The sequence below is a fragment of the Streptomyces sp. NBC_00878 genome (assembly GCF_026341515.1).
In the GTDB taxonomy this organism is placed as follows: domain Bacteria; phylum Actinomycetota; class Actinomycetes; order Streptomycetales; family Streptomycetaceae; genus Streptomyces.
Genome location: NZ_JAPEOK010000001.1, coordinates 6831399 through 6855524, shown reverse-complemented (window position 1 = coordinate 6855524; position 24126 = coordinate 6831399). Strand labels below are relative to the sequence as shown.

The 24126-nt window shown below is 70.1% G+C and carries 19 protein-coding genes; 8 read left to right on the top strand and 11 right to left on the bottom strand.

Features of this window, described 5'->3' with window-relative positions:
• Nucleotides 1–311 precede the first annotated feature (311 nt).
• Both OHA11_RS29775 and OHA11_RS29770 read left to right on the top strand, forming a co-directional pair.
• Entirely contained in the window at nt 312–2303 is a 1992-nt protein-coding gene (locus tag OHA11_RS29775) for a glycosyltransferase family 2 protein (RefSeq protein WP_266501641.1), read from the top strand.
• A 133-nt stretch (nt 2304–2436) separates the two neighbouring features.
• Nucleotides 2437–4374 (top strand): kelch motif-containing protein, encoded by a 1938-nt coding sequence (locus OHA11_RS29770; protein ID WP_266501639.1) that lies wholly within the window; start codon nt 2437–2439, stop codon nt 4372–4374.
• A gap of 136 nt (nt 4375–4510) precedes the next feature.
• Here OHA11_RS29770 and OHA11_RS29765 read toward each other — a convergent pair whose 3' ends face one another.
• The gene (locus tag OHA11_RS29765) at nt 4511–5551 is read right to left on the bottom strand and encodes a glycoside hydrolase family 6 protein (protein WP_266501638.1); all 1041 of its coding nucleotides are present in this window, start codon (nt 5549–5551) and stop codon (nt 4511–4513) included.
• A gap of 168 nt (nt 5552–5719) precedes the next feature.
• Here OHA11_RS29765 and OHA11_RS29760 point away from each other — a divergent pair, with 168 nt between their 5' ends.
• Nucleotides 5720–6625 carry an ANTAR domain-containing protein gene (locus tag OHA11_RS29760; RefSeq protein WP_266501635.1) on the top strand — a complete coding sequence of 302 codons (906 nt, stop codon included), beginning with the start codon at nt 5720–5722 and terminating at the stop codon, nt 6623–6625.
• A gap of 309 nt (nt 6626–6934) precedes the next feature.
• Here OHA11_RS29760 and OHA11_RS29755 read toward each other — a convergent pair whose 3' ends face one another.
• The 7 genes from OHA11_RS29755 to OHA11_RS29725 all read right to left on the bottom strand — a co-directional run bounded on the left by OHA11_RS29755 (nt 6935) and on the right by OHA11_RS29725 (nt 14131).
• The gene (locus tag OHA11_RS29755) at nt 6935–7609 is read right to left on the bottom strand and encodes a class F sortase (RefSeq protein WP_266501632.1); all 675 of its coding nucleotides are present in this window, start codon (nt 7607–7609) and stop codon (nt 6935–6937) included.
• A gap of 6 nt (nt 7610–7615) precedes the next feature.
• Nucleotides 7616–8326: a hypothetical protein gene (locus OHA11_RS29750; RefSeq protein ID WP_266501630.1), complete on the bottom strand. Its 711-nt coding sequence runs from the start codon at nt 8324–8326 to the stop codon at nt 7616–7618.
• 113 nt (nt 8327–8439) lie between these two features.
• Complete coding sequence (locus tag OHA11_RS29745; protein ID WP_266501628.1) at nt 8440–9219, bottom strand: HAD-IIA family hydrolase; 780 nt, start codon at nt 9217–9219, stop codon at nt 8440–8442.
• Between the two features lie 190 nt (nt 9220–9409).
• Complete coding sequence (locus OHA11_RS29740; RefSeq protein ID WP_266501626.1) at nt 9410–10345, bottom strand: hypothetical protein; 936 nt, start codon at nt 10343–10345, stop codon at nt 9410–9412.
• Nucleotides 10346–10507: 162 nt separating this feature from the next.
• The gene (locus OHA11_RS29735) at nt 10508–11437 is read right to left on the bottom strand and encodes an ADP-ribosylglycohydrolase family protein (RefSeq protein ID WP_266501624.1); all 930 of its coding nucleotides are present in this window, start codon (nt 11435–11437) and stop codon (nt 10508–10510) included.
• Between the two features lie 98 nt (nt 11438–11535).
• Complete coding sequence (locus OHA11_RS29730; RefSeq protein WP_266501622.1) at nt 11536–12600, bottom strand: DUF6215 domain-containing protein; 1065 nt, start codon at nt 12598–12600, stop codon at nt 11536–11538.
• 220 nt (nt 12601–12820) lie between these two features.
• Nucleotides 12821–14131 carry an ROK family transcriptional regulator gene (locus OHA11_RS29725; RefSeq protein ID WP_266507563.1) on the bottom strand — a complete coding sequence of 437 codons (1311 nt, stop codon included), beginning with the start codon at nt 14129–14131 and terminating at the stop codon, nt 12821–12823.
• A 140-nt stretch (nt 14132–14271) separates the two neighbouring features.
• Between OHA11_RS29725 and OHA11_RS29720 the strand changes: the two genes are divergently transcribed.
• Together OHA11_RS29720 and OHA11_RS29715 are read left to right on the top strand one after the other, a co-directional pair.
• Nucleotides 14272–15393, top strand: coding sequence for a Gfo/Idh/MocA family oxidoreductase (locus OHA11_RS29720; RefSeq protein WP_266501620.1), 1122 nt, complete (start codon nt 14272–14274; stop codon nt 15391–15393).
• A gap of 8 nt (nt 15394–15401) precedes the next feature.
• Entirely contained in the window at nt 15402–15875 is a 474-nt protein-coding gene (locus OHA11_RS29715; protein WP_266507557.1) for a heme-degrading domain-containing protein, read from the top strand.
• A 190-nt stretch (nt 15876–16065) separates the two neighbouring features.
• On the opposite strand, the gene OHA11_RS29710 is transcribed toward OHA11_RS29715, so the two are convergent.
• From OHA11_RS29710 to OHA11_RS29700, 3 genes are all read right to left on the bottom strand, one after another.
• A complete protein-coding gene (locus OHA11_RS29710; RefSeq protein ID WP_266501618.1) occupies nt 16066–16923 on the bottom strand; it encodes a fumarylacetoacetate hydrolase family protein in 858 nt (285 codons plus the stop codon).
• Between the two features lie 154 nt (nt 16924–17077).
• A complete protein-coding gene (locus tag OHA11_RS29705) occupies nt 17078–17890 on the bottom strand; it encodes a YidC/Oxa1 family membrane protein insertase (RefSeq protein WP_266507555.1) in 813 nt (270 codons plus the stop codon).
• Nucleotides 17891–18086: 196 nt separating this feature from the next.
• Complete coding sequence (locus OHA11_RS29700) at nt 18087–18401, bottom strand: DUF6412 domain-containing protein (RefSeq protein WP_266501616.1); 315 nt, start codon at nt 18399–18401, stop codon at nt 18087–18089.
• A gap of 226 nt (nt 18402–18627) precedes the next feature.
• Here OHA11_RS29700 and OHA11_RS29695 point away from each other — a divergent pair, with 226 nt between their 5' ends.
• The 3 genes from OHA11_RS29695 (at nt 18628) to OHA11_RS29685 (ending at nt 24109) form a co-directional block, all read left to right on the top strand.
• A complete protein-coding gene (locus tag OHA11_RS29695; protein ID WP_266501614.1) occupies nt 18628–19446 on the top strand; it encodes a hypothetical protein in 819 nt (272 codons plus the stop codon).
• Complete coding sequence (locus OHA11_RS29690) at nt 19443–21638, top strand: bifunctional serine/threonine-protein kinase/ABC transporter substrate-binding protein (protein WP_266501612.1); 2196 nt, start codon at nt 19443–19445, stop codon at nt 21636–21638. Before OHA11_RS29695 ends, OHA11_RS29690 begins: the two co-directional genes overlap by 4 nt.
• 95 nt (nt 21639–21733) lie before the next feature.
• The gene (locus tag OHA11_RS29685) at nt 21734–24109 is read left to right on the top strand and encodes a bifunctional serine/threonine-protein kinase/ABC transporter substrate-binding protein (protein ID WP_266507554.1); all 2376 of its coding nucleotides are present in this window, start codon (nt 21734–21736) and stop codon (nt 24107–24109) included.
• The last annotated feature ends 17 nt before the right edge of the window (nt 24110–24126 follow it).

The following is a 24126-nucleotide window of genomic DNA, read 5'->3' as shown; positions in this document are numbered from 1 at the left end:
GGTAAACACCGTGTTTCGCATCTTGCGATCATGAAGCACGGCGTAGAACCCTGGGCAACAAGAGGCTGCGGTTACAGGGCAGTTGGGGGCTTGGAACCGGTTGCGTCCAGATGGCGGGGATTAGGGGCCCCGTTCATGAACGGATGTCGAGGGGGGCATCATGCAACCGGAAGGCCGGTACACCATGTCTATAAGGTATGTGGATGATGTGGTGGCGGGGGCCTGTTGATACGCCTGCGAATGTCTAGGGGGACCTGAGCAGGCGAACGGAACAACGAGCACGCGATGGTTCGCGTGTGGGGGGATGACTCATGACGTCGACGCCGACGGGCGCCCGGCAGAACTCCGATCCGTCCGAGACCACCCAATTGAGGGTGCCGTCACAGACTCGGACCGGCAGCTTCCGGAGAATCAAGAAGACACTGCCGAGATACGACTACGAGCACTACAGCCGGCTCGCCGGGCCTCTCACACAGCCCGATCCGACCAAGCCGTACAAGGTGGAGTACCGCTCACTGCTCTCGCAGGAGCCGCACCGGCTGCGCGCCGCCCTCATGCTGGGCGCCGCGCCGCTGCTGTCGCTCGTGCTGCTCGCCTGGCTGCTGCAGCCCACCCACTGGACCGAGCGGGACTACCCCGCCTACGACTTCCTGCCCGCTCTCGACATGGTCATGCTGGTCGCGATCGGTCTGATCGAGCTCTTCCGCTGCATGAACGTGCTGTCGAACGCGCACGCCACGCTCGTCGCCCGCGACCCGATCCCGGTGGTGCCCGAGACCGGCACGCGAGTGGCCTTCCTCACCTCCTTCGTGCCCGGCAAAGAGCCGCTGGAGATGGTGACGAAGACCCTCGAAGCCGCGGTCAAGATCCGCCACCGTGGCCTCATGCACGTCTGGCTGCTCGACGAGGGCGACGACCCCGAGGTGAAGGCGGTCTGCGAGCGCCTGGGCGTGCGCCACTTCTCCCGCAAGGGCATCGCGAAGTGGAACATGCCCAAGGGCCCGCACCGCGCCAAGACCAAGCACGGCAACTACAACGCCTGGCTGGACGCGCACGGCGACAACTACGACTACTTCGCCTCCGTCGACACCGACCACATCCCGCTGCCGAACTACCTGGAGCGGATGCTCGGCTTCTTCCGCGACCCGAACGTCGGCTTCGTGATCGGCCCGCAGGTCTACGGCAACTACGACAACCCGATCACCAAGGCCGCCGAGTCGCAGCAGTTCCTGTTCCACGCGCTGATCCAGCGCGCCGGCAACGCCTACGGCTCCCCGATGTTCGTCGGCACCTCCAACGCCGTACGCATCAAGGCGCTGAAGCAGATCGGCGGTCTGTACGACTCGATCACCGAGGACATGGCGACCGGCTTCGAGATCCACCGCCACAAGAACCCGGCGACGGGCAAGAAGTGGCGCTCGGTCTACACGCCGGACGTGCTCGCCGTCGGTGAGGGCCCGAACGCCTGGACGGACTTCTTCACCCAGCAGATGCGCTGGTCGCGAGGGACGTACGAGACGATCCTCAAGCAGTACTGGAAGGGCTGGTACTCGCTGCCGCCGAGCAAGCTCTTCAACTACACGATGATGATCATCTTCTACCCGATGTCGGCGCTCAACTGGATCCTGGCGGCCCTGAGTTGCGCCCTGTTCCTGGGCCTCGGCGCCTCGGGTGTGAACATCGACCCGGCGATCTGGCTGATGCTCTACGGCAACGCCTCCGCGCTGCAGATCGGCCTCTACGTCTGGAACCGCCGTCACAACGTCTCGCCGCACGAGCCCGAGGGCTCCGGCGGTGTGGCCGGCATGATCATGTCCGCGCTCTCGGCGCCGCTCTACGCGAAGGCGCTGATCGACTCCGTACTGCGTCGCAAGAGCAAGTTCGTGGTCACCCCCAAGGGCGATTCCGCGAGCCCGGACACCTGGTTCGGGACCTTCCGGTACCACTGGTACTTCATGCTGATCTTCGCCGGTTCGATCGCCGCGGGCTTCGTCTACGGTCACGCCCACCCGGCGATGATCATCTGGGCGACCTTCGCGCTGCTCATCACCGCTTCGCCGATGTTCGCCTGGCGCTGGATGATGCGGCAGGACAAGAAGGGCAGGAAGCACCGGCAGGGCGGGTCCCAGGAGCCGCCCGCGCCCCCGCAGGACAGCCGCATTCCCCACCAGCCCCAGGATTCCCAGCAGCCTCCGTCCGCACCGCACACACCTCAGCACAAGCCGAGCTGGGCGGCAGGCGGGGGCAACGACCAGACGGTCCAGATCGCCCTCGGGGGACGGCAGCACCACTCCGGGAACTGAGTCCCACCACTCCGGGAACTGAGTCCGAGGGTCGGCGGCGGGTCCGCCACCGACCCTCGGACCCCAGAGCCCAGGACCCTCAGCCGAAAAGCCTTGCACGCCAGCCACCACGACAAGTTAGACGGGGATTGAAGTGAAAGACGGTTCCAGCCGCCGCCGTGCCCGCCGCATCGCGATAGGTGCGGCGGTGGTGCTTGCGTTGGCCGGGATGAACGGACCCGCGCTCTACCGCTTCGGGTCGGAGCAGTACCACGAGTACAAGATCAACAGGCCCGAGTACAAGGCCGACAACGGCAAGTGGGACATCGTCGAGTTCCCGGAGGAGTTCCGGCTCAACACCATCCACGCCGCGCTCCTGCACACCGGCAAGATCCTGCTGATCGCGGGTTCCGGGAACAACCAGGACAACTTCGACGCGAAGAAGTTCGACACACGGATCTGGGACCCGGTCAAGAAGACGATCAAGAAGGTCCCGACGCCCGCCGACCTGTTCTGCACCGGTCATACGCAGCTGCCCAACGGCAACCTGCTGATCGCGGGCGGCACCAAGCGGTACGAGAAGCTCAAGGGCGACACCACCAAGGCCGGTGGCCTGATGGTCGTCCACAACGAGAACCCGGACAAGCCGATCACCCTGCCCGCGGGCACCCTCTTCACGGGCAAGGAGAACGGCCAGACCTTCGAGTCGAAGGACCCGGTCGTCGTCGAGCGGGCCAGGAAGGTCTTCGACCCGGCGACGGGCGAGTTCCTGCGCAACGAACCGGGCCTGGGCCGGATCTACGTCGAGGCGCAGAAGAGCGGCAAGAAGTACGAGACGGGCACGCAGGACAACTACCGCGTGCAGGGCCTGTCGGGCGCCGACACCCGCAACACGTACGGCATCGCCGAGAAGCTCGCCCTGGACAAGAAGGACTTCCAGGGCATCAAGGACGCCTACGAGTTCGACCCAGTCGCCGAGAAGTACATCAAGGTCGACCCGATGAACGAGGCGCGCTGGTACCCGACGCTCACCACCCTGTCCGACGGCAAGATCCTCAGCCTCTCCGGCCTGGACGAGATCGGCCAGCTGGTGCCGGGCAAGAACGAGGTGTACGACCCGAAGACCAAGAAGTGGACGTACACCAAGGGCATCAGGCAGTTCCCGACCTACCCGGCGATCTCCCTTATGCAGAACGGCAAGCTGTTCTACTCGGGCGCGAACGCCGGTTACGGCCCCGACAACGTCGGCCGTGACCCGGGCATCTGGGACCTGAAGTCGAACAAGTTCAACAAGCTCACCGGCATGTCCGACCCCAAGCTCCTGGAGACCGCGGGCACGGTGCTGCTGCCGCCCGCGCAGGACGAGAAGTACATGGTGATCGGCGGCGGCGGGGTCGGCGAGTCCGAGAAGTCCAGCAAGAAGACCCGCATCATCGACCTGCTGGCCGACGGCCCGAAGTTCGTGGACGGGCCGGAGATGGAGAAGGGCACGCGCTACCCGCAGTACTCGATCCTGCCCGACGACGACGTGCTGGTGTCCGGCGGCTCGGAGGACTACCGCGGCCGCGGTGACTCCAACATCCTCCAGGCGCGGATGTACGACTCGAAGACCAACGAGTTCAAGCGCGTGGCCGACCCGCTGGTGGGCCGGAACTACCACTCGGGCTCGATCCTGCTGCCCGACGGCCGCGTGATGTTCTTCGGCTCGGACTCGCTCTACGCCGACAAGGCCAACACCAAGCCGGGCAAGTTCGAGCAGCGCGTCGAGATCTACACGCCGCCGTATCTGTTCCAGGGTTCGCGCCCCTCGCTCTCCGGCGGTCCGAAGACCATCAAGCGCGGCGAATCGGCGACGTTCACCTCGCAGCACGCCTCGTCCATCAAGACGGCCCGGCTGATCCGGCCGAGCGCGTCCACGCACGTCACCGACGTCGACCAGCGGTCCATCGCGCTGGACTTCACGAAGACGGACAAGGGCATCGAGGTCACCGTCCCGAAGAGCCGCAACCTCGTCGAGTCCGGCTGGTACATGCTGTTCGTCACGGACGACCAGGGCACCCCGAGCGAGGCCCAGTGGGTCAAGATCCCCTGACCCACCCGTAGATGACCCACCCGTAGAGCTCGCACTTGTACGTGACTGGGGGCGCCCTCCACTGTGGAGGGCGCCCCCAGTCACGTACAGACGGTTATTCGCAGACAGTTACTCGCGGGCGGTTGCTCGCGGGCGGTTACTTGCTCGCCTTCGCGAGCTTGAGCGCGTAGTCCGCCCACCACTCCCCCGCCTTCGGGCCCCCCTTGCAGGTCCCGTCGGACTCACCCGGCCGCTTGACCCACACATACGCGTCGACGAGGTCGTCGTCCGTCTGGGTCGTGGGCGACTCGCCGAGCGCGCGGCCGGGCGGGTTGCACCAGTTCTCCTGCGGGTCGCCCTCCGTGTACGGGCCGTTGCCGTTGCGGCTGGTGTCGATCACGAACGGCTTGTTGCCGACCTTCGACGACAGCTCCTTGCCGTACTTCGTGCTGTCGGCCGTCGAGTAGAAGTTGGACACGTTCACCGAGAAGCCGTCGGCCTGCTCGACGCCCGCCAGCTTCAGCGGCTCGGTGATGTTGTCGGGCTTGCCCCAGCCCGCGTTGCCCGCGTCCAGGTAGACCTTCGTGTTCTTCAGGGACTTGAACTTCTCGACCGCGCCCTTGAGGAGGTCGTAGCGCTCCTCGTGGAACTCGTCCGGAGTGCAGCCGTCCACCATGTGCAGCACGGCGTCCGGCTCCAGGATCACGGTGGCCGCGCGGTCACCGATACCCTTGGCCACCTGGTCTATGAAGGCCCGGTACGCGTTCCCGTCCGCGGCGCCGCCGCCGGAGAACTGGCCGCAGTCGCGGTGCGGGATGTTGTAGACGACGAGCAGCGCGTCCCGGTCGACCTTGGCCGCGGCCTCGGTGAAGCCGCGCGCCTCCTGTTCGGCGTTCTCCGGAGTGAGCCACTCTCCGGTGGGCTGCTCGGCGATCTTGCGGACCAGTTCGGCGTCGTCCTTCTTGCCGTCCTTCACATATGAGGCCACCTGCTCGGCCGCGTTCCCGTCGGGATTGACCCAGTACGGGTCCTTGTCCTTGGGCTGTTGACTCACCTTGGCGCCCGACTTGTCCTTCTCGCCGTCGTCGCCCGAGGAAGAACATCCCGCGAGCAGCAGCACCGCCCCTGCCACCGCCGCGGATGCCTTGGTCACCCCTCCAGAGGCGAAAAGTGACACAGCCCCCCTGCTCCCGTACATCTAGCTCCCCCTCGGGTGCACCGTCCGAAGTACCAATCCTGACATACGTGTCGCTCCGCCCACGAGCGCGGTTGAGTCTTGTCCATTACCTGTTACACCTCTCGCCGACCGGGTAGGCGCCGACCGGATGTGCGGAGGTCGGGAGCCCGTCTCGGGAAGGGCGTGGACATGCGAGACAGCAGCCGGGAGGCGCGGCTGGGAGCCGCCCTCGTGGAGGCCGCCGACACGCTCTCCGAGGCCTTCGACACGGTGGCGTACCTGCGACGGCTGTCCGACCACTGTGTGACTCTGCTGAACGCCTCGGCGGCCGGCATCATGCTGATCGAGGGCGGCGAGAGGGTGTCGTTCGGCGTGAGCAGCCGCCAACGGGAGCTGGCGCTCGACCTGTTGGAGGTCCAGCACCACGGCGGACCCTGCCTGGACAGTTACGGCACCGGAGAACCGGTCCCGCCGGTCGCGATCCGGGCGGCCCACGCCGCCTTGCGCTGGCCCGACTTCACGGAACGGGCCCTGCGGTACGACATCGGGGGCACCTTCGCCGTGCCGCTGCGCCGGGACGGGGCCCAGCTCGGCGCGCTCAACGTGTTCCTGCCCGAACTGGCCCGGCCCGCGGGTCGGTTGGGGGCGGCCGACGGTTCGGGGTCGGCCGACGGTTCAGAGGCGGCCGACGGTTCGGGGTCGGCCGACGGTTCAGAGGCGGCCGACGGTTCGGGGTCGACCGACGGGGCGGGGCCGACGTCCGGCTTGGGGTCCGGGTCGACCGACGGCTCCGGGCTGCATCTCGCGCAGGCCCTCGCCGACGCGGCCGCCCTCGGGCTCACCAACCACCGACTGCACACCCAATACCGCACCCTGACGGGCCAGTTGCAAGGGGCTCTCTCCAGCCGCGTACGCATCGAGCAGGCGAAGGGCATGCTCGCCGAGCGCTGGCAGACCGGGGTCGGCGACGCGTTCCTGGCGCTGCGCCAGTACGCGCGCAGTCGCCGACTGCCCCTCGACGAGGTCGCGACGGCCGTGCTCGCGGGTTCGGAGGACGCCGCCGAGCTGGGCCGCGGGCGCCCCGGACGCTCGTAGACCCCGCGACTAGCTGCATGGATGACTCAGAGCCACCAGACCGGGACTTGGCGTCAATCAGACTCTAGGCCGGAGCGCTCATCCGTTCTAGAGTCGTCTCAGACGGCCCAGGCCCCTGGCTGTCAGGCCATTCGTGATGCTCGGTTCGTGACGCTCGGATGGACCCCTGAACCTCCCGTGCCGGTCGCCGGGTTACTCCCGCAGCCCGTGCGCGCACGGTCGAGGACCAGCCCGGTCGGCGGCTCTGGGGGGAGCGGTCGTCGACCGGGCCAGGTGCGGGGGCCAGGGCTCCCGACACGGCCTCCGGGGCTACAGATCCGTACCGCTGAGGTACGCGGAGACGACCACGTTCGCCGTGTAGGTGCGGCTGGTCCGGTCGAAGGTGCCGCCGCAGGTGATCAGGCGCAGTTCGGCGCGGCCGGTCTGCCGTGTCCCGTACACCTTCTCGGCGTCGAAGCGGTCCCGGGCGAAGACCTGGACGTCCTCGACGGTGAACTCGGCGACCGTGCCGTCGTCGCGGAGCACCCGGATCGTCTCGCCCGGCCGCACCTCGCTGAGGTGGTAGAAGACCGCGGGCCGGCTCTCGGTGTCCACGTGCCCGACGAGCAGCGCGGTCCCGGCCGCCCCGGGCCGTGCCCCGCCCCCGTACCAGCCGACGGTCCCCGGCTTCCCGTACGGCGGCGGGTCGATCGCCCCGCGCGGGTCGAGCCCACGGGTCACCACGGGTGCCCGTACGCCCAGTGCGGGGATGTCCACACGTTGGGGCCGTGCCTCCCCCAACGGTTCGACCGCGGGCGGCAGTTCGACGCCGAGCGGCCGTCCGACCGCCGCCACGTCACCCGTGGTCGGCGCGGATATGCCCTGGCGTACGTCGGTCACCTCGCGGCCCCACAGCCACAGTCCGAGCAGCAGCAGCGCCCACGCCAGCCCCATGAGCAGCCGGCCGCCGCCTGAGGTGCGTTCCCGGTCCTCCCGGTCGGACATGGCCGGTCAGTCCGTGCCGCCGGTACCGCCACCGGCACTGCCGCGTCCCCGGCGGGCACTGCGGACCACCACGACGACGGCGGCGACACCGGCCAGGACCAGCCCGACCACCGCGTGCCCGGTACCGGGCCCCTCGGCGCGGGCGTCGACGACGGCGAGCCGCGCGGTGCCGCCACCGCCCGCTTGCACGGGCGCGACGGGCGACGCGGGAGCTACGGGCGCGACGGGCGAAGCCGCCGAGTCGTCAGGCTCCTTCTCCTTCTCCTTCTCCTTCTTCTCCCCCTGTTCCCGAGTCTCCTTCTGTTCCTGCTTCTTCTGTTCCTGCTTCTTCTGTTCCTGCTTCTCCTGCTTCTGTTTCTGCTTCTCCTGCTGCTTCTTGTCGGGGACGGTGACCGTGCCCTTGACCTTGTCCTCGAAGCCGTCGCAGGTGACCCTGACGTCGTACGTGCCGGGGTCGAGCGTCGAGCGGACGCGAGTCTCGCCGGTGAGGACCCCGGGGCTCCCGGTGAGCTGCGCGTCGGCGACGAACGCCTCGGACGCGGCGGTGCCCGACATCCCGGTGCAGCCCTGGACCCGCAGCTGGATGTCGCTGCCGGGAGTTGGGGAGCCCGGGGTCACGGATACACCTCCGTCGGCCGCGTACGCGGCGGGAGCGAGCGGGGCGAGCGCGGTGGCAGCCACCGCCCCGGCACAGAGAGTGAGTCGCAATGAACCCATCGTGAACCTCCAGATACCTGGAGCGTCCTCCTCGGGACGCGGGGGCGCATCCGGGGAGGGGGTCCGCTGCTCCGTACGGGTGGCGGTCCTGTGCGCGCGTGGGAGGGGGTGACTCAGACGCGGTCGACGAGGTCCGCGATGGAGTCGACGATCGTGGACGGGCGGTACGGGTACTTCTCGATCTCCGCGGCCGTGGTGAGACCGGTGAGGACGAGGAAGGTCTCCATGCCCGCCTCCAGGCCGGCCAGGACGTCCGTGTCCATGCGGTCGCCGATCATCGCGCTGGTCTCGGAGTGCGCCCCGATGGTGTTGAGTCCCGTACGCATCATCAGCGGGTTCGGCTTGCCCGCGAAGTACGGCTGCTTGCCGGTCGCCTTGGTGATCAGCGCGGCCACGGCTCCGGTGGCGGGCAGCGCGCCCTCGGCGGACGGGCCGGTCTCGTCGGGGTTCGTGGCGATGAACCGGGCGCCGTCGTTGATCAGCCGCACGGCCTTGGTCATGGCCTCGAAGGAGTACGTACGGGTCTCGCCGAGGACCACGTAGTCGGGGTCGTGGTCGGTCAGGACGTACCCGATGTCGTGCAGCGCGGTGGTCAGACCCGCCTCTCCGATGACGTACGCGGAGCCGTCGGGGCGCTGGTCGTCCAGGAACTGGGCGGTGGCCAGGGCGGACGTCCAGATGTTCTCGACGGGCACGTCAAGGCCCATCCGCCGCAGGCGGGCGTGCAGGTCACGGGCCGTGTAGATGGAATTGTTGGTGAGCACCAGGAAAGGCTTCCCGGACTCCCTGAGCTTCTTTATGAAGGCGTCGGCGCCGGGGATCGGCACGCCCTCATGGATGAGCACGCCGTCCATGTCGGTGAGCCACGATTCGATGGGCTTGCGCTCTGCCATGTGCCGTCTCCTGCCGTACGCGTGCTGCGACGTCCCCAGACTAGTCAACTGGTCATCCGCTCGATCTTGGCGGAGGGGACTTGATGGAGAGGACTTGGTAGAGAGGGCTTGGGTGGAGAGGACTTGGGTGGAGAGGACTTGATGGAGGGGGCGGCAACGGGCTGAGCGAGCAGTGGGTCCGGCTGGGGGCTCAGCGTCTGCGGCGGGCCGCGAGCAGTGCGCCGAGCCCCGCGCCGAGGAGCAGGAGCGTGGCCGCCGTCGCGGCGACGATGTCACTGGGTGAATCCAGCCCCGTCCGGGCCAGCTCCTCCGCGAAGGGCAGACGATCCGGTACGGCTTCGGCAGCAGCGGCGCCGCCCTCACGGTTCTGGTCGCCCGTGACACCGACGTCGCCTTCCTCCCCCTTCTTCTCCCCCTTCTTCTCCCTCTTCTCGCCTTCCTTCTCCCTCTTCTCGCCTTCCTCGGCATTCTCGGCATTTTCGCCCTCGCCGAGGATGCGGAAGCGGTAGTCGTTCGACTGCCCGACCCAGTCGCCGTCGTTCCCGCCCTCGTGGCGCTGTACGACTGCGGCGTACGCGACGACGTCGTTGGCCACGGCGTCCGAGGTGACGGCGAGCCGCACCTTGACGGAGAAGGTCGCGCCGGGCGCCACGGTGAATCCGGGGAACACGGCCTCTTCGCCCCCGGAGTCGGACTCGGAGTCGGACTCGGAGTCGTCAGGCGTGCCCGCGGGGGAGCCGAGGACGCCGATGTTCTCGTCCTGCTCGGTCAACTCGAAGGTGACGGGACGGGGCCGCTCCCCGTCGTAGAACTCGAGACGCGGCTGCTCAGGCTTCAACGCCCGCTTCTCGTCCACGAGGACGACGACCGGGTGGATGTTCCCGCAGGTCGCCTCGGTGGTGTTGGTGAGATCGACGTACCAGGTCCGAAAGCCGCCCCCGGCGTCATAGGCGGCGGGCCCGCCATGGATCCGCGTACGGAGGGGAAACTCCCGGTCTCCCGGTTCGGCACAGGTGGGCCGACTCGGCCGATGTTCCGCCCCCGGCACGGCAACGGCGGGCACAGAGATAAGGGCGGCTGCAGCGGTGACGGCAAGAAACACGGATGTGCTCAGTCGCATGGACACGGGACCCTGCCACGCCGACCACCACGGCCGGCTCCGGCACGCTGGCACGGGGACCGTTCGGGGTGGGGAGTACGCCCGGTCGGGGCAACAATCGGCGGGGCGGGTCGGGGCTGGCTGAGGGCTGGCGTTCGTGGAAGGTGCCATCGCGGAGCAGGATCCGGTTCAGCCTCCGAGGCGGTGTGCGAGGTGGAGCAGATCTGCCAGGCGCAGCACGCGTCCGTCGAAGCCCGGGAGGGGGACATGGAGCGGCTGGGTCCAGTGAGCGGGGATGGCATCCAGCCCGTAGTACGCCCCCGCGAGGCCTCCGGTCACCGCGGCGACGGTGTCCGTGTCACCGCCGAGGTCGATCGCCGCGCGTATCGCGTCCTCGAAGCTGGTGGTGGTGCGCAGGGCCCAGACGGCGGAGCCCAGGCAGGGCCAGACGGCGCCGTTGAACTCGGTCGCCTGGTCGGGGTGCCAGTCGGGCGCGAGGACTGTGGCGTAGCGGCCGCGGTGGTCGGGGTGGACGAGAGCCAGGATGTCCGGGAGCACGGTGAGGGGGTCGGTGTCCTCGAACGCAACGCGGATGAGTTCGTGGAAGATCGCGGTGCCCTCCCAGGCGGCACGGTCACCGTGGGTGAGGGCAGCGATGCGGCGGGCCGCGTCCATGGTGGCTTCTTGGCCGGAGGCCGCGAAGTGGACCGCGGAGGTCGATGCCCGCATCAAGGAGCCGTTTCCCGCTGCTCGTTGGTTGACCTGGAAATGGATCGCGGCGGCGAGGTCCCAGGGCATGCCATTGGTCAGGACGTCTTCGGTCTGCAGGCCGATGTCCTTGGGGTCTGATGCTGCCCACCGCTGGAAGCGGGCGAAGATGTCCGGCAGATCCAGTCCGCCCCGCTCCAGCAGCGACTCCGCGACCAGAACAGCCATCTGCGTGTCGTCAGTGGCCTCGCCAGGATCCCAGCCACCGCCTCCGCGCATCTCGCCACCGGCACCGGGCGCGGGAAACCGCGCGGAGAACGCTCCTTGGGGGCCAAACTCGAAGGGGCCACCCAGGGCATCGCCCACGGCTGAGCCGACAACCGCGCCGGCGGCCCGCTGAATCCGCTTCATTCGCGCAGGCTATCTCTGCCGCGCCGACGGCCGCGCGGCCCACAACCTCCGGAAAACCCGGCGCCATGTCCGTACCACGCCGTCCTGTTCTCGGCGTCTCATCGGACAAGCCGTTCGGGGATTCTCGAAAGAACCTTTCCAGCGATGTCGAGGAGAGCGCTGTCGTCCGGGAGGGCTCCGGACGTGCTCCACACGGTAATTTCGCAGTAGCCGCCCCGGTCACCACGGTCCAGGGCCACGGACAGCGTCCTGGCCAGGGGCCCTTCTTCGACCGGTCCACCGGATCCGCCATTCCCTAGATCGATCTGGAACTGCATGGTGTGAGCCGAGGAGAAGACCGCAGGCCGGCCGAGAACCGTGAGCGTCTTGACGGCCTTCTCGTCCCCGAACTTCATCAACTTCACGTACTGATCAGTCGACAGCTCGTTGTAGGTGGCCGAGACATTCACGGTGTACGTGTCGAACGTGACCTCGGCCTCCGGTTGGGCGACCTTCCCATCAGTCAGAGGAGCGGTGTTGCTGGTGCCGGAGGCAGTGGTCGCGGTCTCGCCAGGCGTTCCCAGGAGCTTGGCCAGGTCCGGCCGGTTGAGCGCCTTGCACAGCTCTTCACCGGTCACTGGCTGGGGCGTCTGCTTGTAGGCCTTCGGCAGTTCCTCGTGTGCCCCGTCCGAACACGAGGCGGGCCGCGGGGTGACGTCGTCGGACGGCATCACGCGCGGGGCCACCCACAGCGCGGCCGCGAGGGCCCCGAACACGGCCACGGCCGCAACGGCCTGGCCCCATGCGTTGTGCTCCTTCTCCGGGGTGGCCGGGCCGGGACGCGCCCCCGTTCCGGCCTGGGCATGGTCATGGGTATGGGCATGCGCCTGGGCCTGGGCCTGGGCCTGGGCGGCAGCATCGACCGCCGCCCCGTCTGCGGAGTTTGCCGCAGCCCCGGCTGCGGAGCCCGCCGGACTCGGGTTCCGGCGTGCGCGCAAGGCCCGGACCACCACGTGGACCCGTATTGCGGTGAACACGAGGAACACCACGCCGAGACCGGCCGCGACCCGATTGTGATCGCTGACGGCGAGATACATGATGCGTACGCCGAGAACGGACCCGACCGCGATGAGGAGGGGTTCGCGGACCCAGAACGGCAGGAGACGGAGCAGGAAACCGAGCATCCGGCGATCTCACCAGGACAAGACCACATTCACCGTGGTGGAAGCCACAGTTCCGGGCACGAGCAGGGTCTGCGGAAGCAAGGGACGCCAAGCCGACGATCCCGAGACATTGTGCGGCTCCGCCGCGAAGGGGGTCCCCCCGCTCGAGCGAAGCCGAGAGTGAGGGAGCGACCGGCCCCCACCCACCCGCACCCCACATCGAACCCGCGGAAGCGGCACGTCACCCCTCCGCCCGCCCGAACAACGGCGCCAACAACAACTGAGCCGCCCCCTCAGCAACAGCCCGCCCCCCGCCGGAGGCAACCCGTACAGGCACAGGACTACCCGCCCCCTCCCGCCGCGCCCGAGCATCAAGCACCGCACCAACCCCCCGCACGAACCGCGCCTCCTCCGCGGCGACCGTGCGCCCGCCCAGCAGCACAAGGTCGATATCGAGAAGCCCCACAAGGTTCGCGGCTCCTTCCCCGAGGACCCGCGCCGCCTCGTCCACGTCCCCCCGTGCCACCGCCGCGAGGCACAACGCCTCCACGCATCCCCGGTTGCCGCACGAGCAGGGTGGCCCGTCCAGCTGGATGACCTGGTGCCCGAACTCTCCCGCCCCGGTACGGGCCCCGCGGTGCACGGCCCCGCCGAGGACGAGCCCGGCCCCCAGCCCCGTACTGAGATGCAGATACGCGAAGGCCCCGCCCTCGCCCCCGACCGCCAGCCCGAGCGCGGCGGCGTTCGTGTCCTTGTCCAGCACGACCGGTACGCCGAGCCTTCGCGTCAGCGCGTCACGGAGGGGGAAGCCGTCCCACTCGGGAAACCCGGTCACCCGGTGCAGCACGCCGTGCGTGTGATCGAGGGGCCCGGGCATGGCGACACCGACCCCGAGAACGGTGGACCCGACACCGCCCAGCCCCTCAGCCCCGGGCACAGCCCCTGTTCCTGCCCCCGCACCCATCCCCGGGTCTGCCCCGGTCGCCGCCCCCGACCGCCCCGCACTCGGCCCGAGCCCCAGCCCCGGATCCGAGCCCGGAGTCAGGCATGCCACCACCGCCTCGGTCCCCGCCACGACCACGTCCAGTACGGCATCCGCCCCGGCCCCCAGATCCAGCGCGGTCCGCCGCTCCCCCACGACCGCCCCCGTGAGGTCGACGAGCACGGCCCGCAGCTCGTCCCGGTCGAGATGCAGCCCCACCGCGTGCCCGGCCTCCGGCACCAGCCGCAGCACCGTGCGCGGCTTGCCGCCCGTGGAGGCCTGTCGGCCGGCCTCGGTGACCAGCCCGTCCTCCCGCAAGCGCGCGGTGATCTTGCTGACGGCCTGCGGCGTCAGTCCCGTACGCTCCGCGAGTTCGAGGCGGCTCATCCCCGTACGCCCGGCGCGTCGGAGCAGATCGAGCAGCAGCGCGCCGTTGTGACTGCGCAGCGAGAGCAGGTTCACCCCGCCGGCTCCACCCTCTCCACCCCTTCCACCCCTTCCACCCCCTCCGCCTCCTCCGGCCGATCCGGGCACCCCAGCCGCCCCGGCCACCCCGAGGGACCCGGCCATCCCGGCCATCCGGGTCACCCGGGCCGCTCCGGAACCGGCCCCGATCCCAGCCACTCGCTTCCCCCCTGTTTCGCGCGCGTCCACACCCCCATTGTCCCCCGTGCTTGCACTTTGGCAACAGCGTTGCTTAAGTGGAGGGCATGACTGGTACAGGCTCTGGCACCTCCCTCGGCGAAGGCCCCGTCCGCGAGTGCCCCTTCCGCGTAGGCCTCGTCGGCTACGGCCTCGCGGGCTCCGTCTTCCACGCCCCGCTGATCGCCGCCACCGAGGGCCTCGCCCTCGACACGGTCGTCACCGCGAACGCGGACCGGCAGCAGCAGGCGAGGGATGAGTTCCCGGACGTACGGATCGCGACGACCCCCGACGAACTCTGGCCGCGCGCCGACGAGTTGGACCTGATCGTCATCGCGTCGCCGAACAAGACGCATGTCCCGATCGCCACGGCCGCCCTCAAGACCGGCCTGCCGGTCGTCGTCGACAAGCCGATCTCGGGCACGGCGGCGGAGGCCCGCGAGCTCGCCGCCCTCGCCGAGGAGCGCGGACTGCTGCTCTCCGTCTTCCAGAACCGCCGCTGGGACAACGACTTCCTCACCCTCCAGAAGCTGATCGCCGAGGGCGACCTCGGCGACGTCTACCGCTTCGAGTCCCGCTTCGAGCGCTGGCGCCCCCAACTCAAGGGCGGCTGGCGCGAGTCCGGCGATCCCACAGAGGTCGGAGGTCTGCTGTACGACCTCGGCAGCCATGTGGTCGACCAGGCGCTGGTCCTCTTCGGCCCGGCGGCCACGGTGTACGCGGAGTCGGACGTACGTCGCCCGGGTGCGGAGGCCGACGACGACACGTTCTTCGCGATCACGCACACGAACGGCGTCCGCTCCCACCTCTACGTATCCGCGACGACCGCCCAACTCGGCCCGCGTTTCCGCACGCTGGGCTCGAAGGCCGGTTACGTGAAGCACGGCCTGGACCCCCAGGAGGCCGCCCTGCGCGACGGCGAGCGCCCGGTCGCGGGCCGGGAGAAGGAGTGGGGCGTCGAGCCCGAGGAGCTGTGGGGCCGCGTCGGCTCCGGAGAGTCCCCGCTGACCGGCGGCGGAACCCCGGTCCCGACCCTGCCCGGCGCGTACCCCGCGTACTACGCGGCCGTCGCCGCCGCCCTGAGCGGCACCGGCGAGAACCCGGTCACCGCCCTGGAGGCCGCCGCCGCCCTGGACGTCCTGGAAGCCGCGCGCCGCTCGGCCCGCGAGAACGTGACGGTGACCCTGTGAGCACCCCCATCGCCCCCACCGCACCGACCATTGCCGAACTGGAGGAGCAGGAGCGCCGCCTGACGCTCCCCCGCTTCTCGTACGACGACGCCTGGACCCTCGGCACGCTCCTGGTCGAACTGGCCCGGGAGCGCAGTGCCCCCGTCGCGATCGACATCCGCCGGGGAGGCCAGCAGCTCTTCCACGCCGCCCTCCCCGGCTCCACCCCGGACAACGACGCCTGGATCGACCGCAAGCGCCGGGTCGTCGAGCGCTACGCCGCCTCGTCCCTCCTGGTCGGCACCCGCTTCCGCGCCAAGAACACGACGTTCGAGGACTCCTCCCGCCTGGACCCGGACACCTACGCGGCCCACGGCGGAGCCTTCCCGATCGCAGTGGAGGGCGCGGGCGTAATCGGCGTGGTCGTGGTCTCCGGCCTCCCCCAACTGGAGGACCACGCGATGGTGGTGGAGGCACTGGAACGCTTCGCGGCGAGTTCTTAGGGACGCGTTTTCAGGGGCGCGGGGAACTGCGCAATCTTTTGGCTTTTAGGGGCGCGGGGAACGGCATTTTGGGGGCGCGGGGAACTGCGCAATCTTTTAGCTCTTGGGGGCGCGGGGAACTGCGCGACAAGCCACGACGGCCCCGCACCCGACAACGCACCGCAGTCCCCCGCCCCACCCAGTGGAACGCCTACGCGTCCTTGAAAACCTGCCGCTGGCGGCCCAACCCCTCAATCTCCAGCTCCACCACATCCCCCGCCCGCAAGAACGGCTTCGGCTCAGGCATCCCCAGAGCCACCCCCGCCGGCGTCCCGGTGTTGATGACGTCCCCGGGGTAAAGAGTCATGAACTGACTCACATACCGCACCACTTCCGCGACGGGGAAGATCTGGTCGGACGTACTCCCGTCCTGCCTCAACTCCCCGTTCACCCACAGCTTCAGCCCGAGCGCCTGCGGATCGGCAACCTCGTCCGCCGTCACGAGCCACGGCCCGAGCGGATTGAACGTCTCGCAGTTCTTCCCCTTGTCCCAGGTCCCCCCGCGCTCGATCTGGAACTCCCGCTCGGACACGTCGTGCGCCACCGCGTACCCGGCGACATGCGCGAGCGCCTCCTCGTGCGAGCCGAGATACCGCGACGTACGCCCGATGACGACGGCGAGTTCGACCTCCCAGTCGGTCTTCACCGAGCCGCGCGGCACGAGCACCGTGTCGTGCGGCCCGACGACCGTGTCCGCCGCCTTGAAGAAGATGACCGGCTCGGCGGGCGGCTCGGCGCCGGTCTCCTTGGCGTGGTCGTGGTAGTTGAGGCCGATGCAGACGACCTTGCCGATCCGGGCGAGCGGCGGGCCGACCCGCAGCCCGGCCGCGTCGAGCACGGGCAGTTCCCCGGCTTCGGCGGCGGTACGGATCCGGCCGAGCGCCGCATCGTCGGCGAGCAGCGCCCCGTCGATGTCCGGCACGACGCCCGACAGGTCTCGCAGGACTCCCTCGGCGTCGAGGAGCGCGGGACGCTCGGCCCCCGCCGTACCGACTCGCAGCAGCTTCATGAGCACAATCTCCCTTGATCGCGGGCGGCCCGTCCGACGGGTGCAGCCATCGGAGGACTGGTCGATCCTCCAAGGTCAGCGCCCGGTCCGCAATACCCGGTTCACTGACTGGACCGTAACCGCCCGCCGGTCCAAGCCCATGGCCCCGGGCGCGTCAGCCGAGTACGGCGGCAGCCGGCGCCGCCCCCGGCATGTCCCGGTACAGCACGGCCCGCTCGACCGCGCTCCACGTCGTACTGGTCACCACGTACAGCGCGGCGGCGAGCGGTACCACCGCCACGGTGAACAGGGTGAGGAAGGACATCAGCGGCATGACCTTGGTGATCGCGCCGAGCCCGGGCACCTGCTGCTCACCGAACCCGCCCTGACCATCCTGACCGCCCCGGTCGCCGCCGGTCGCCGGAGTCACCGCGGCCACCGCGGTCACCGCGCCACTGGCCGCCATCATCCGCTTCGTACGCCGGTAGTTGAAGGTGGCGACGGCCGCGACGATCACGAACAGCGCCACGTACACCAGCCCCGCCGCCCCGAAGGCCCCGCCGTCGCCCAGGGCGTCCGCCCACCGGTCGCCGAGCGGGGCGGCGAAGAGCCGGTGGGCGAGCAGGGAGTTGGCCTCGCCGCCGATCCGCGAGTTGGAGAACAGGTGGTAGAGGAGGAAGAAGGCCGGCAGCTGGAAAAGGCTGGGCAGACAGCCGGAGAGCGGCGACACCTTCTCCTTGGCGTGCAGCTCCAGTACCGCCTTCTGGAGCTTCTCGGGGTTCTTCCCGTGCTTCTTCCGCAACGCGGCGATCTGCGGCTGCAACGCGGCCCGCGCCCGCTGCCCGCGCGCCGAGGCCCGGGACAGAGGATGCACGAGGAGTCGTACGAGGGCGGTGAAGAGGATGATCGCGGCGGCTGCCGCGGAAGCCTGGAAGAGCGGTTCGAGCAACTCGGAAAGCCCCTCGACGAGGCTCGCGAAAGTGGACATGAGCGAGGAGAAGACAGACATGGGTGAGCCCTCCGTGGGGTCTCGTCGTGCCGGGAGAAGTACGGGATGTACGTCGGCATGACGACCCGCGCGGGGGTGGGGTCTGCTGAGGATCTCCGGAAATCTCCCGCGGAGGCTCTGAGAGCGTCCCGAAGAGACGTCCCGAGAGTCCCAAGGCGTCCCGAAGAGTGGTCCCCTACGCGGCCGTCAGGAGGGAACGGCCGGGTGCCCGTGGCCGCCTGCGCCCACGGGCGTCGGGATCGCGCTGCGGCAGGAACGCCGTGCGCTGCTCACGGTCACGCATGGCCGTACGGACCCGCGTACGAGGCACGGCGGGCGCGAGCCGTGAGGCGATGAGGGAACAGGCGGCGAGCGCGGACCCGGCCGCGGCGGTCGCGGCGAACGTGACGGCGACGGCTCCGGAGAGGCTGCCGGTGTCGAGGAGCGCCACTTGCAGGAGAAGCACGAGCAGCAGGACGGCGGGCTTCAGCTGAGCCCAGGTCCGCGCCATCGACTGCCCTCCCGCCTTGTGATCCTTTGACCCTTTGACCCTTTGGTCCTTCTGGTCCCCAGCCATTCTGCGGCCTCCTGCCGTTATACAGGATGCAGAACGACGGACTCCGGCAAGTTCGTAGTACCCCGGGGGCATAGTCGATACCCTCCCCGCGGGGGAACTCGCGTACGGGTGGGGGGAGTTGATGGTGTACCGAAGACGTGTGCGGCTGTCGTTCTGCGCCTTGGCCACTGGGCTGCTGCTGGCCGCCTGTTCGGGGGGCGGGGGCGGGGACAAGGACGACGGGACCGCCAAACCCGCCGGCTCCGGACCCACCGGCTCCGAAGGGGCGACCGCGAGCGCTGACACACGCTCCAGCCCGGCCCCGAGTCCCACCTCCAGTGCCAGTGCCGCAGTCCTGGACTTCACCCCCGATCCCGGCCGAGCGCCGAAGACCCGCGCGGAGGCCTTGCGCCTGGCCCGCGCCGTCGCGGCGGAGCCCGCCGACTGGGGCCCCGGCTTCGTCAAGCGCAACCCGTACGAGAGTGACCCCGGCTTCTGGCCCGTGCTCAACGCGAAGTGCGTCTGGCAGCGCGAGCCGCTGCCGGCGACGGTGCTCGCCAGCCTCACCCGCTACAGCGAACTGCCCGCGGAGGACGGCAAGGGCCCGATCCGCATCGCCGCCGCCGTCACCGTGCACAAAACCGCGACGGCCGCCGACTGGGAGATGGCAGAGACCCTCGAAGAGGCGCTGCGCTGCCCCGACCAGCAGCTCCGCCAGGGCGAGCGGATCAGCGACCTGTTCTCCCAGGCGTCGGCCTTCGGCCTGCTGGGCAACATCAACTCCGAGGACACGCTCACGGAAAGCGGCAAGTACTACAGCGACGAACTCGGCGGCCCCCTTTACTACTACTGGATGCAGAACCGGCTGGCCCAGGTCACCATGGCCGTCGTCGGCAGAGGCGCCAAGGGCCGGACCGACGAGGAGGTCGACGCCGCCATGCTTCAGGGAGTGGGCCGGATGCTGAGCCTCGCCGAGAGCGAACTGGAGGCGCCGGAATGAGCGAGCGTCTGCTCCCCACCGACCCCGCCTCGATCGGCGGGCACCGGCTGCTGGCCCGCCTCGGCGCGGGCGGGATGGGCGTGGTCTACCTCGGCCGTACGGAGGCCGGGGCACTGGCCGCCGTCAAGGTTATCCAGGCCGAGTACGCGCACGAGCCGGACTTCCGCGCCCGGTTCCGCCGTGAGGTCGAGACGGCCCGCCGGGTGACCAGCCCCTGGGCGGTGCCGGTCACCGGCGCCGACCCGGACGCGGACGAGCCCTGGCTGGCCACCGCCTTCGTACCCGGCCCCTCGCTGGAGGAGGCGGTCGCCCGCCACGGCCCGCTGCCCACCCGCAGCGTGCGGGTCCTGGGCCGGATGCTCGCCGCGGCGCTGCGCGAGGTGCACGCCGCCGGTCTTGTCCACCGCGACGTCAAGCCCGCCAACGTCCTGCTCGCCGTGGACGGTCCGCGCCTGATCGACTTCGGGATCGCCCGCGCGACCGACGAGACCGCGATCACCTCCGCCGACATGGTCGTCGGCACGCCCGGTTTCCTCTCCCCCGAGCAGGCCGAGGCGCGTGGCGCGGAGGTGGGCCCGGCGAGCGACATCTTCTCGCTGGGCTGCCTGCTGGCGTACGCGGCGAGCGGCCGTCCGCCGTTCGGCACCGGCACGGTCGACGCCCTGCTCTACCGTACGGTCCACGACGAACCCGACCTGGCCGGCATCGAAGCCGGGGAGGACACGGAGGGCGTCGAGCTGCTGACCCTGCTGCGCCTGTGCCTGGCGAAGGACCCGGCGGACCGTCCGACGGCCGAGCAGTTCGGCACGGTGCTGCTGATCGAGGACACGGTGCCCGAGGGCGAACAGATCGACTGGTTGCCCGAGGACGTCGTACGGGTCATCGCCGACCGTTCGGCCGAGATGCTGGCGCTGCCCGACATCGAGCCCACCGTCGCCGACGCCGACGCGTCGGCCGAAGCGCCGGACGACGCGGAGCCGGCGTCGCCGGGCCGACGGCGGCTGCTCCTGGCCTCCGGCGCGGCGCTGCTCATGGCCGGGGGCGGGGCCGCGGCCTGGGCCGTCCTGCGCGACGATGATCCTCCGGGCGCTTCGGCGCCGCGGGCCCGCCGCTGGGCCATCGGCCTACAGGCGGATCTGAGCGGGCCCCAGCGGACGGCGGGCAAGGCGCAGGAGCAGGGCGCGCGGCTGGCGATCGAACAGTTCAACTCCCGTAAGAACAAGCCCTTCGAGCTCACTCTGAAGCCCGTGGACGACGGCGGCAGCGCGGGGCGGGCGCCGGGCGCGGCCAAGAGGCTGATCGACGACGCCGACGTGCTCGCCGTGCTCGGCCCGACCAGCGACGACACGGCCAACGCCGTTCTCAGCACCTACGACGAGGCCCTGCTGCCGCTGCTGTGCGTCTCGGCCGGAGGACTGCTCCTGACCCAGCAGCAGTACCGGTCCTTCGTGCACTGCCGCCCCAGCGACTCCTACCTCGCCTTTCCGCTCGGCGTGTATCTGATGAAGCAGGAAGGGACACGGCGCGCCGGCCTGCTCCAGGACCGCACGGGGCGGACCTACGCCCAGGAGACCGCCTCGATCACCAACATGATGCTCCGCCGACTGGGCCGGCCGGCCTACCCCCGGGTGGTCCCGGCGGACACGGACGACCTGGAACCCGTCATCGCCGACATGCTGCGGTCCGGGATCGGCTCCTTCGTCTACGCCGGCTATGCGCAGGGTGCGGCCCGGGTTGCCAAGGAACTGGTGACGGTCGGCTTCGACGGGCCGCGGATCACCTCGCAGGCCGTGATCGACCCGGCGTTCCTGGAGCAGGCCGGGGACGCGGCCGAAGGATGGATGCTGACCTCCTCCTTCATCGACCCCTCCGCCGTGCCCGCGGCCGAGGCCTTCACCGCCGCCTTCCGCAAGCGCTTCGGTGCCGCGCCCGGTTACTACGCGGCCGAGGCGTACGACGCCGTCAACCTCGTCCTCCAGGAGCTGGTGAAGGCCGCGAAGGCCACGAAGGGCGGACGGCCGCCGGGGCGCAAGGAGTTGGTGGGCCTGCTGCGCAAGAGCCGCTACAAGGGCATCACCAAGGAGTTCTCCTTCAGGCCGGAGGACGGCACGTTCGCCGGTTGGGGCGTATCCCTGTACCAGGTCGAGGACGGCCGGTTCCGCTTCGTCGGCGAAGCCCCCTCCAAGGTGTAGCGGTGGGCGGAGCCCACTCGGAGGGGAGCGCGGAAGAGCACGCGGGAGGGCACGCGGAAGAGCACGAGAATGAACCCGCGGCAGGGCACGCGGCGGTGCGCGCGCTCAAGCCGAGCGACCCGCCCTTCGTCGGCGGCTACCGGCTGCTAGGACGGCTCGGCGCGGGCGGCATGGGCGTGGTCTACCTCGCCCGCTCGACGGGCGGGGCGCTGGTCGCGCTGAAGGTGATCCGCGCCGAGTACGCGGCCGACCACGACTTCCGGGCCCGCTTCCGGCGCGAGGCGGAGGCGGCGAGCGGCCTCACCGGACGGTGGCTGGTACCGGTCACTGCGGCGGAACCGACGGCCCGCGAACCCTGGCTGGCGACCGCCTTCGTCCCGGGCCCGTCGCTGGCCGAGGCCGTCACGCTGCACGGCCCGCTGCCGGAGCGGACGGTCCGCGCGCTGGGCGCCCGGCTGGCCGAAGCGCTCACCGAGGTGCATGCCGCGGGCCTGGTGCACCGGGATGTCAAGCCGGGCAACATCCTGCTCGCCCTCGACGGCCCCCGGCTGATCGACTTCGGCATCGCGCGTTCCACCGGTGCCACCGCGCTGACCGCGAGCGACGTGGTGATCGGCTCGCCCGGCTATCTCTCGCCCGAGCAGGCACGGGGGCAGGGCCGTGACATCGGCCCGCCGAGCGACGTCTTCTCACTGGGCTGCGTCCTGGCGTACGCGGCGACCGGCCGCCGCCCGTTCGGTACGGGCACTCCGGCCGCCATCATCTTCCGTACGGTCCACGAGGAACCGGACTTGGACGCCGTGCCGTGGACCCTGGTCCCGCTGCTGACCGACTGCCTCGCCAAGGACCCGGCGGCCAGACCCACGGCAGAGGCGGTGCGGGACGCACTGACGGACGGGAGCGCCCGCGGGAGTACCCGGGAGGGCGGAGGTACGGGCGGAGATACGGATGGAGGTGCGGATGGAGGTGCGGGGGAACGGGAGGGCGAACAGCCGGGTCCGGGCATCCAGCCGGGCATCCAGCCGGGCAATCAGGCGGGCGAACGGGCGGGTGAACGGACGGGCGAACCGGCAGACAATCAGGCGGGCGAACGGACGGACGACTGGCTGCCGCCCTCCCTGCCCCGGCTGATCGCGGAACGCTCGTCCGCCGTCCTGGCCCTGCCCGACCCCGCCCCCTACCCCGGCCCCGACCCCGGCCCGACCACGCTCGTGCAGCCGCTGGAGGGGCCCTCCGTCTCCCGGCGCCGCCTGCTGACACTGGGCTCGGCGGCCGCGGTGGTCCTGACCGGCGGCGGCCTGGCGGCGTGGGCAGCCACCAGACCCAGGTCCGACAGCGACAGCGACGGCGCGACGCGCTCCGAACCCCTCCCCCGGTACGTCATCGGTCTGCACGCGGACCTGTCGGGACCGGACAAGGCGATCGGCCTGGCCCAGGAGCGGGGCGCACGGCTGGCCGTGGCGGACTTCAACTCCCGCTCCCGTGACGGCCGCACGTTCGACCTGGCCCTGAAGGTGCTCGACGACGCGGGAGAGGCGAAGCGGGCGGCGGAGGTGGCCGGAAAGTTCGTAGCGGACGACGACGTGTACGCCGTCATCGGCCCGACCGGCAGCGCCACGGCCGAGGCCGCCGTCTCCCGCTACGAGAAGGCCCTCCTGCCCATCGTGACCGTCTCCGCCGGCGCCGATCTAAACGCCAAGTCCACGATCGAGGCCACCACCCGCGCGTACCTTCAGCTCCGGCCCGACGAGAACGCTCTGTCGACGCCCTTCATCTACTACCTCACCCACACCGAGGAGAGCCGCAGGACCGCCCTCATAGACGACAAGGCAGCCGGCCTCACCAGTTGGCAGATCGTCAAGGACCTGACCGCGTACCCGCCGGCCAACGGCACGACCACGACCCATGTCGTCCCCGCGGACAGCGAGGACTTCGACACGGTCGCCGCCGCCGTCCTCGCCGCCGACGCGGAGGCCGTGGTGTACGCAGGCTCCTCGCCGCACCGGGCCGCACTCTGCGCCCGCGCATTGCAACAGGCGGGATTCCGCGGCACACGGATGGCGCCGGAACCGGTCCTGCAGCCCGCGTTCCTCACGGAGGCGGGCCCGGCGGCCGAGGGCTGGGTGATCACCACGACGTACGTCGACCCGGCCGAGCTGCCCGCCGCGGCACGCTTTGTGAAGGCGTACAAGAAGCGCTTCGGGGTACGCACCGTCGAACGCTTCGCGGTGGAGGCGTACGACGCGCTGCTCTTCATCGCTCAGGGCCTGCGCGAACTGGGCAACGTCGAGCCCGAGCGGGGCGCCATGGTGCGCAGGCTCCGCCAGACCACCTACAAGGGGCTCGCCAAGACCATCAAGTTCGATCCGGTGACCAAGCTGTTCCTCTGGGTCAACAGCCTCTTCCTCCACCGCGTGGAGAACGGCGCACCACGCTTCCTGGGCCCCTACGACAAGCCCAAGAAGACCTGACCGCCTGACCGCCTGCG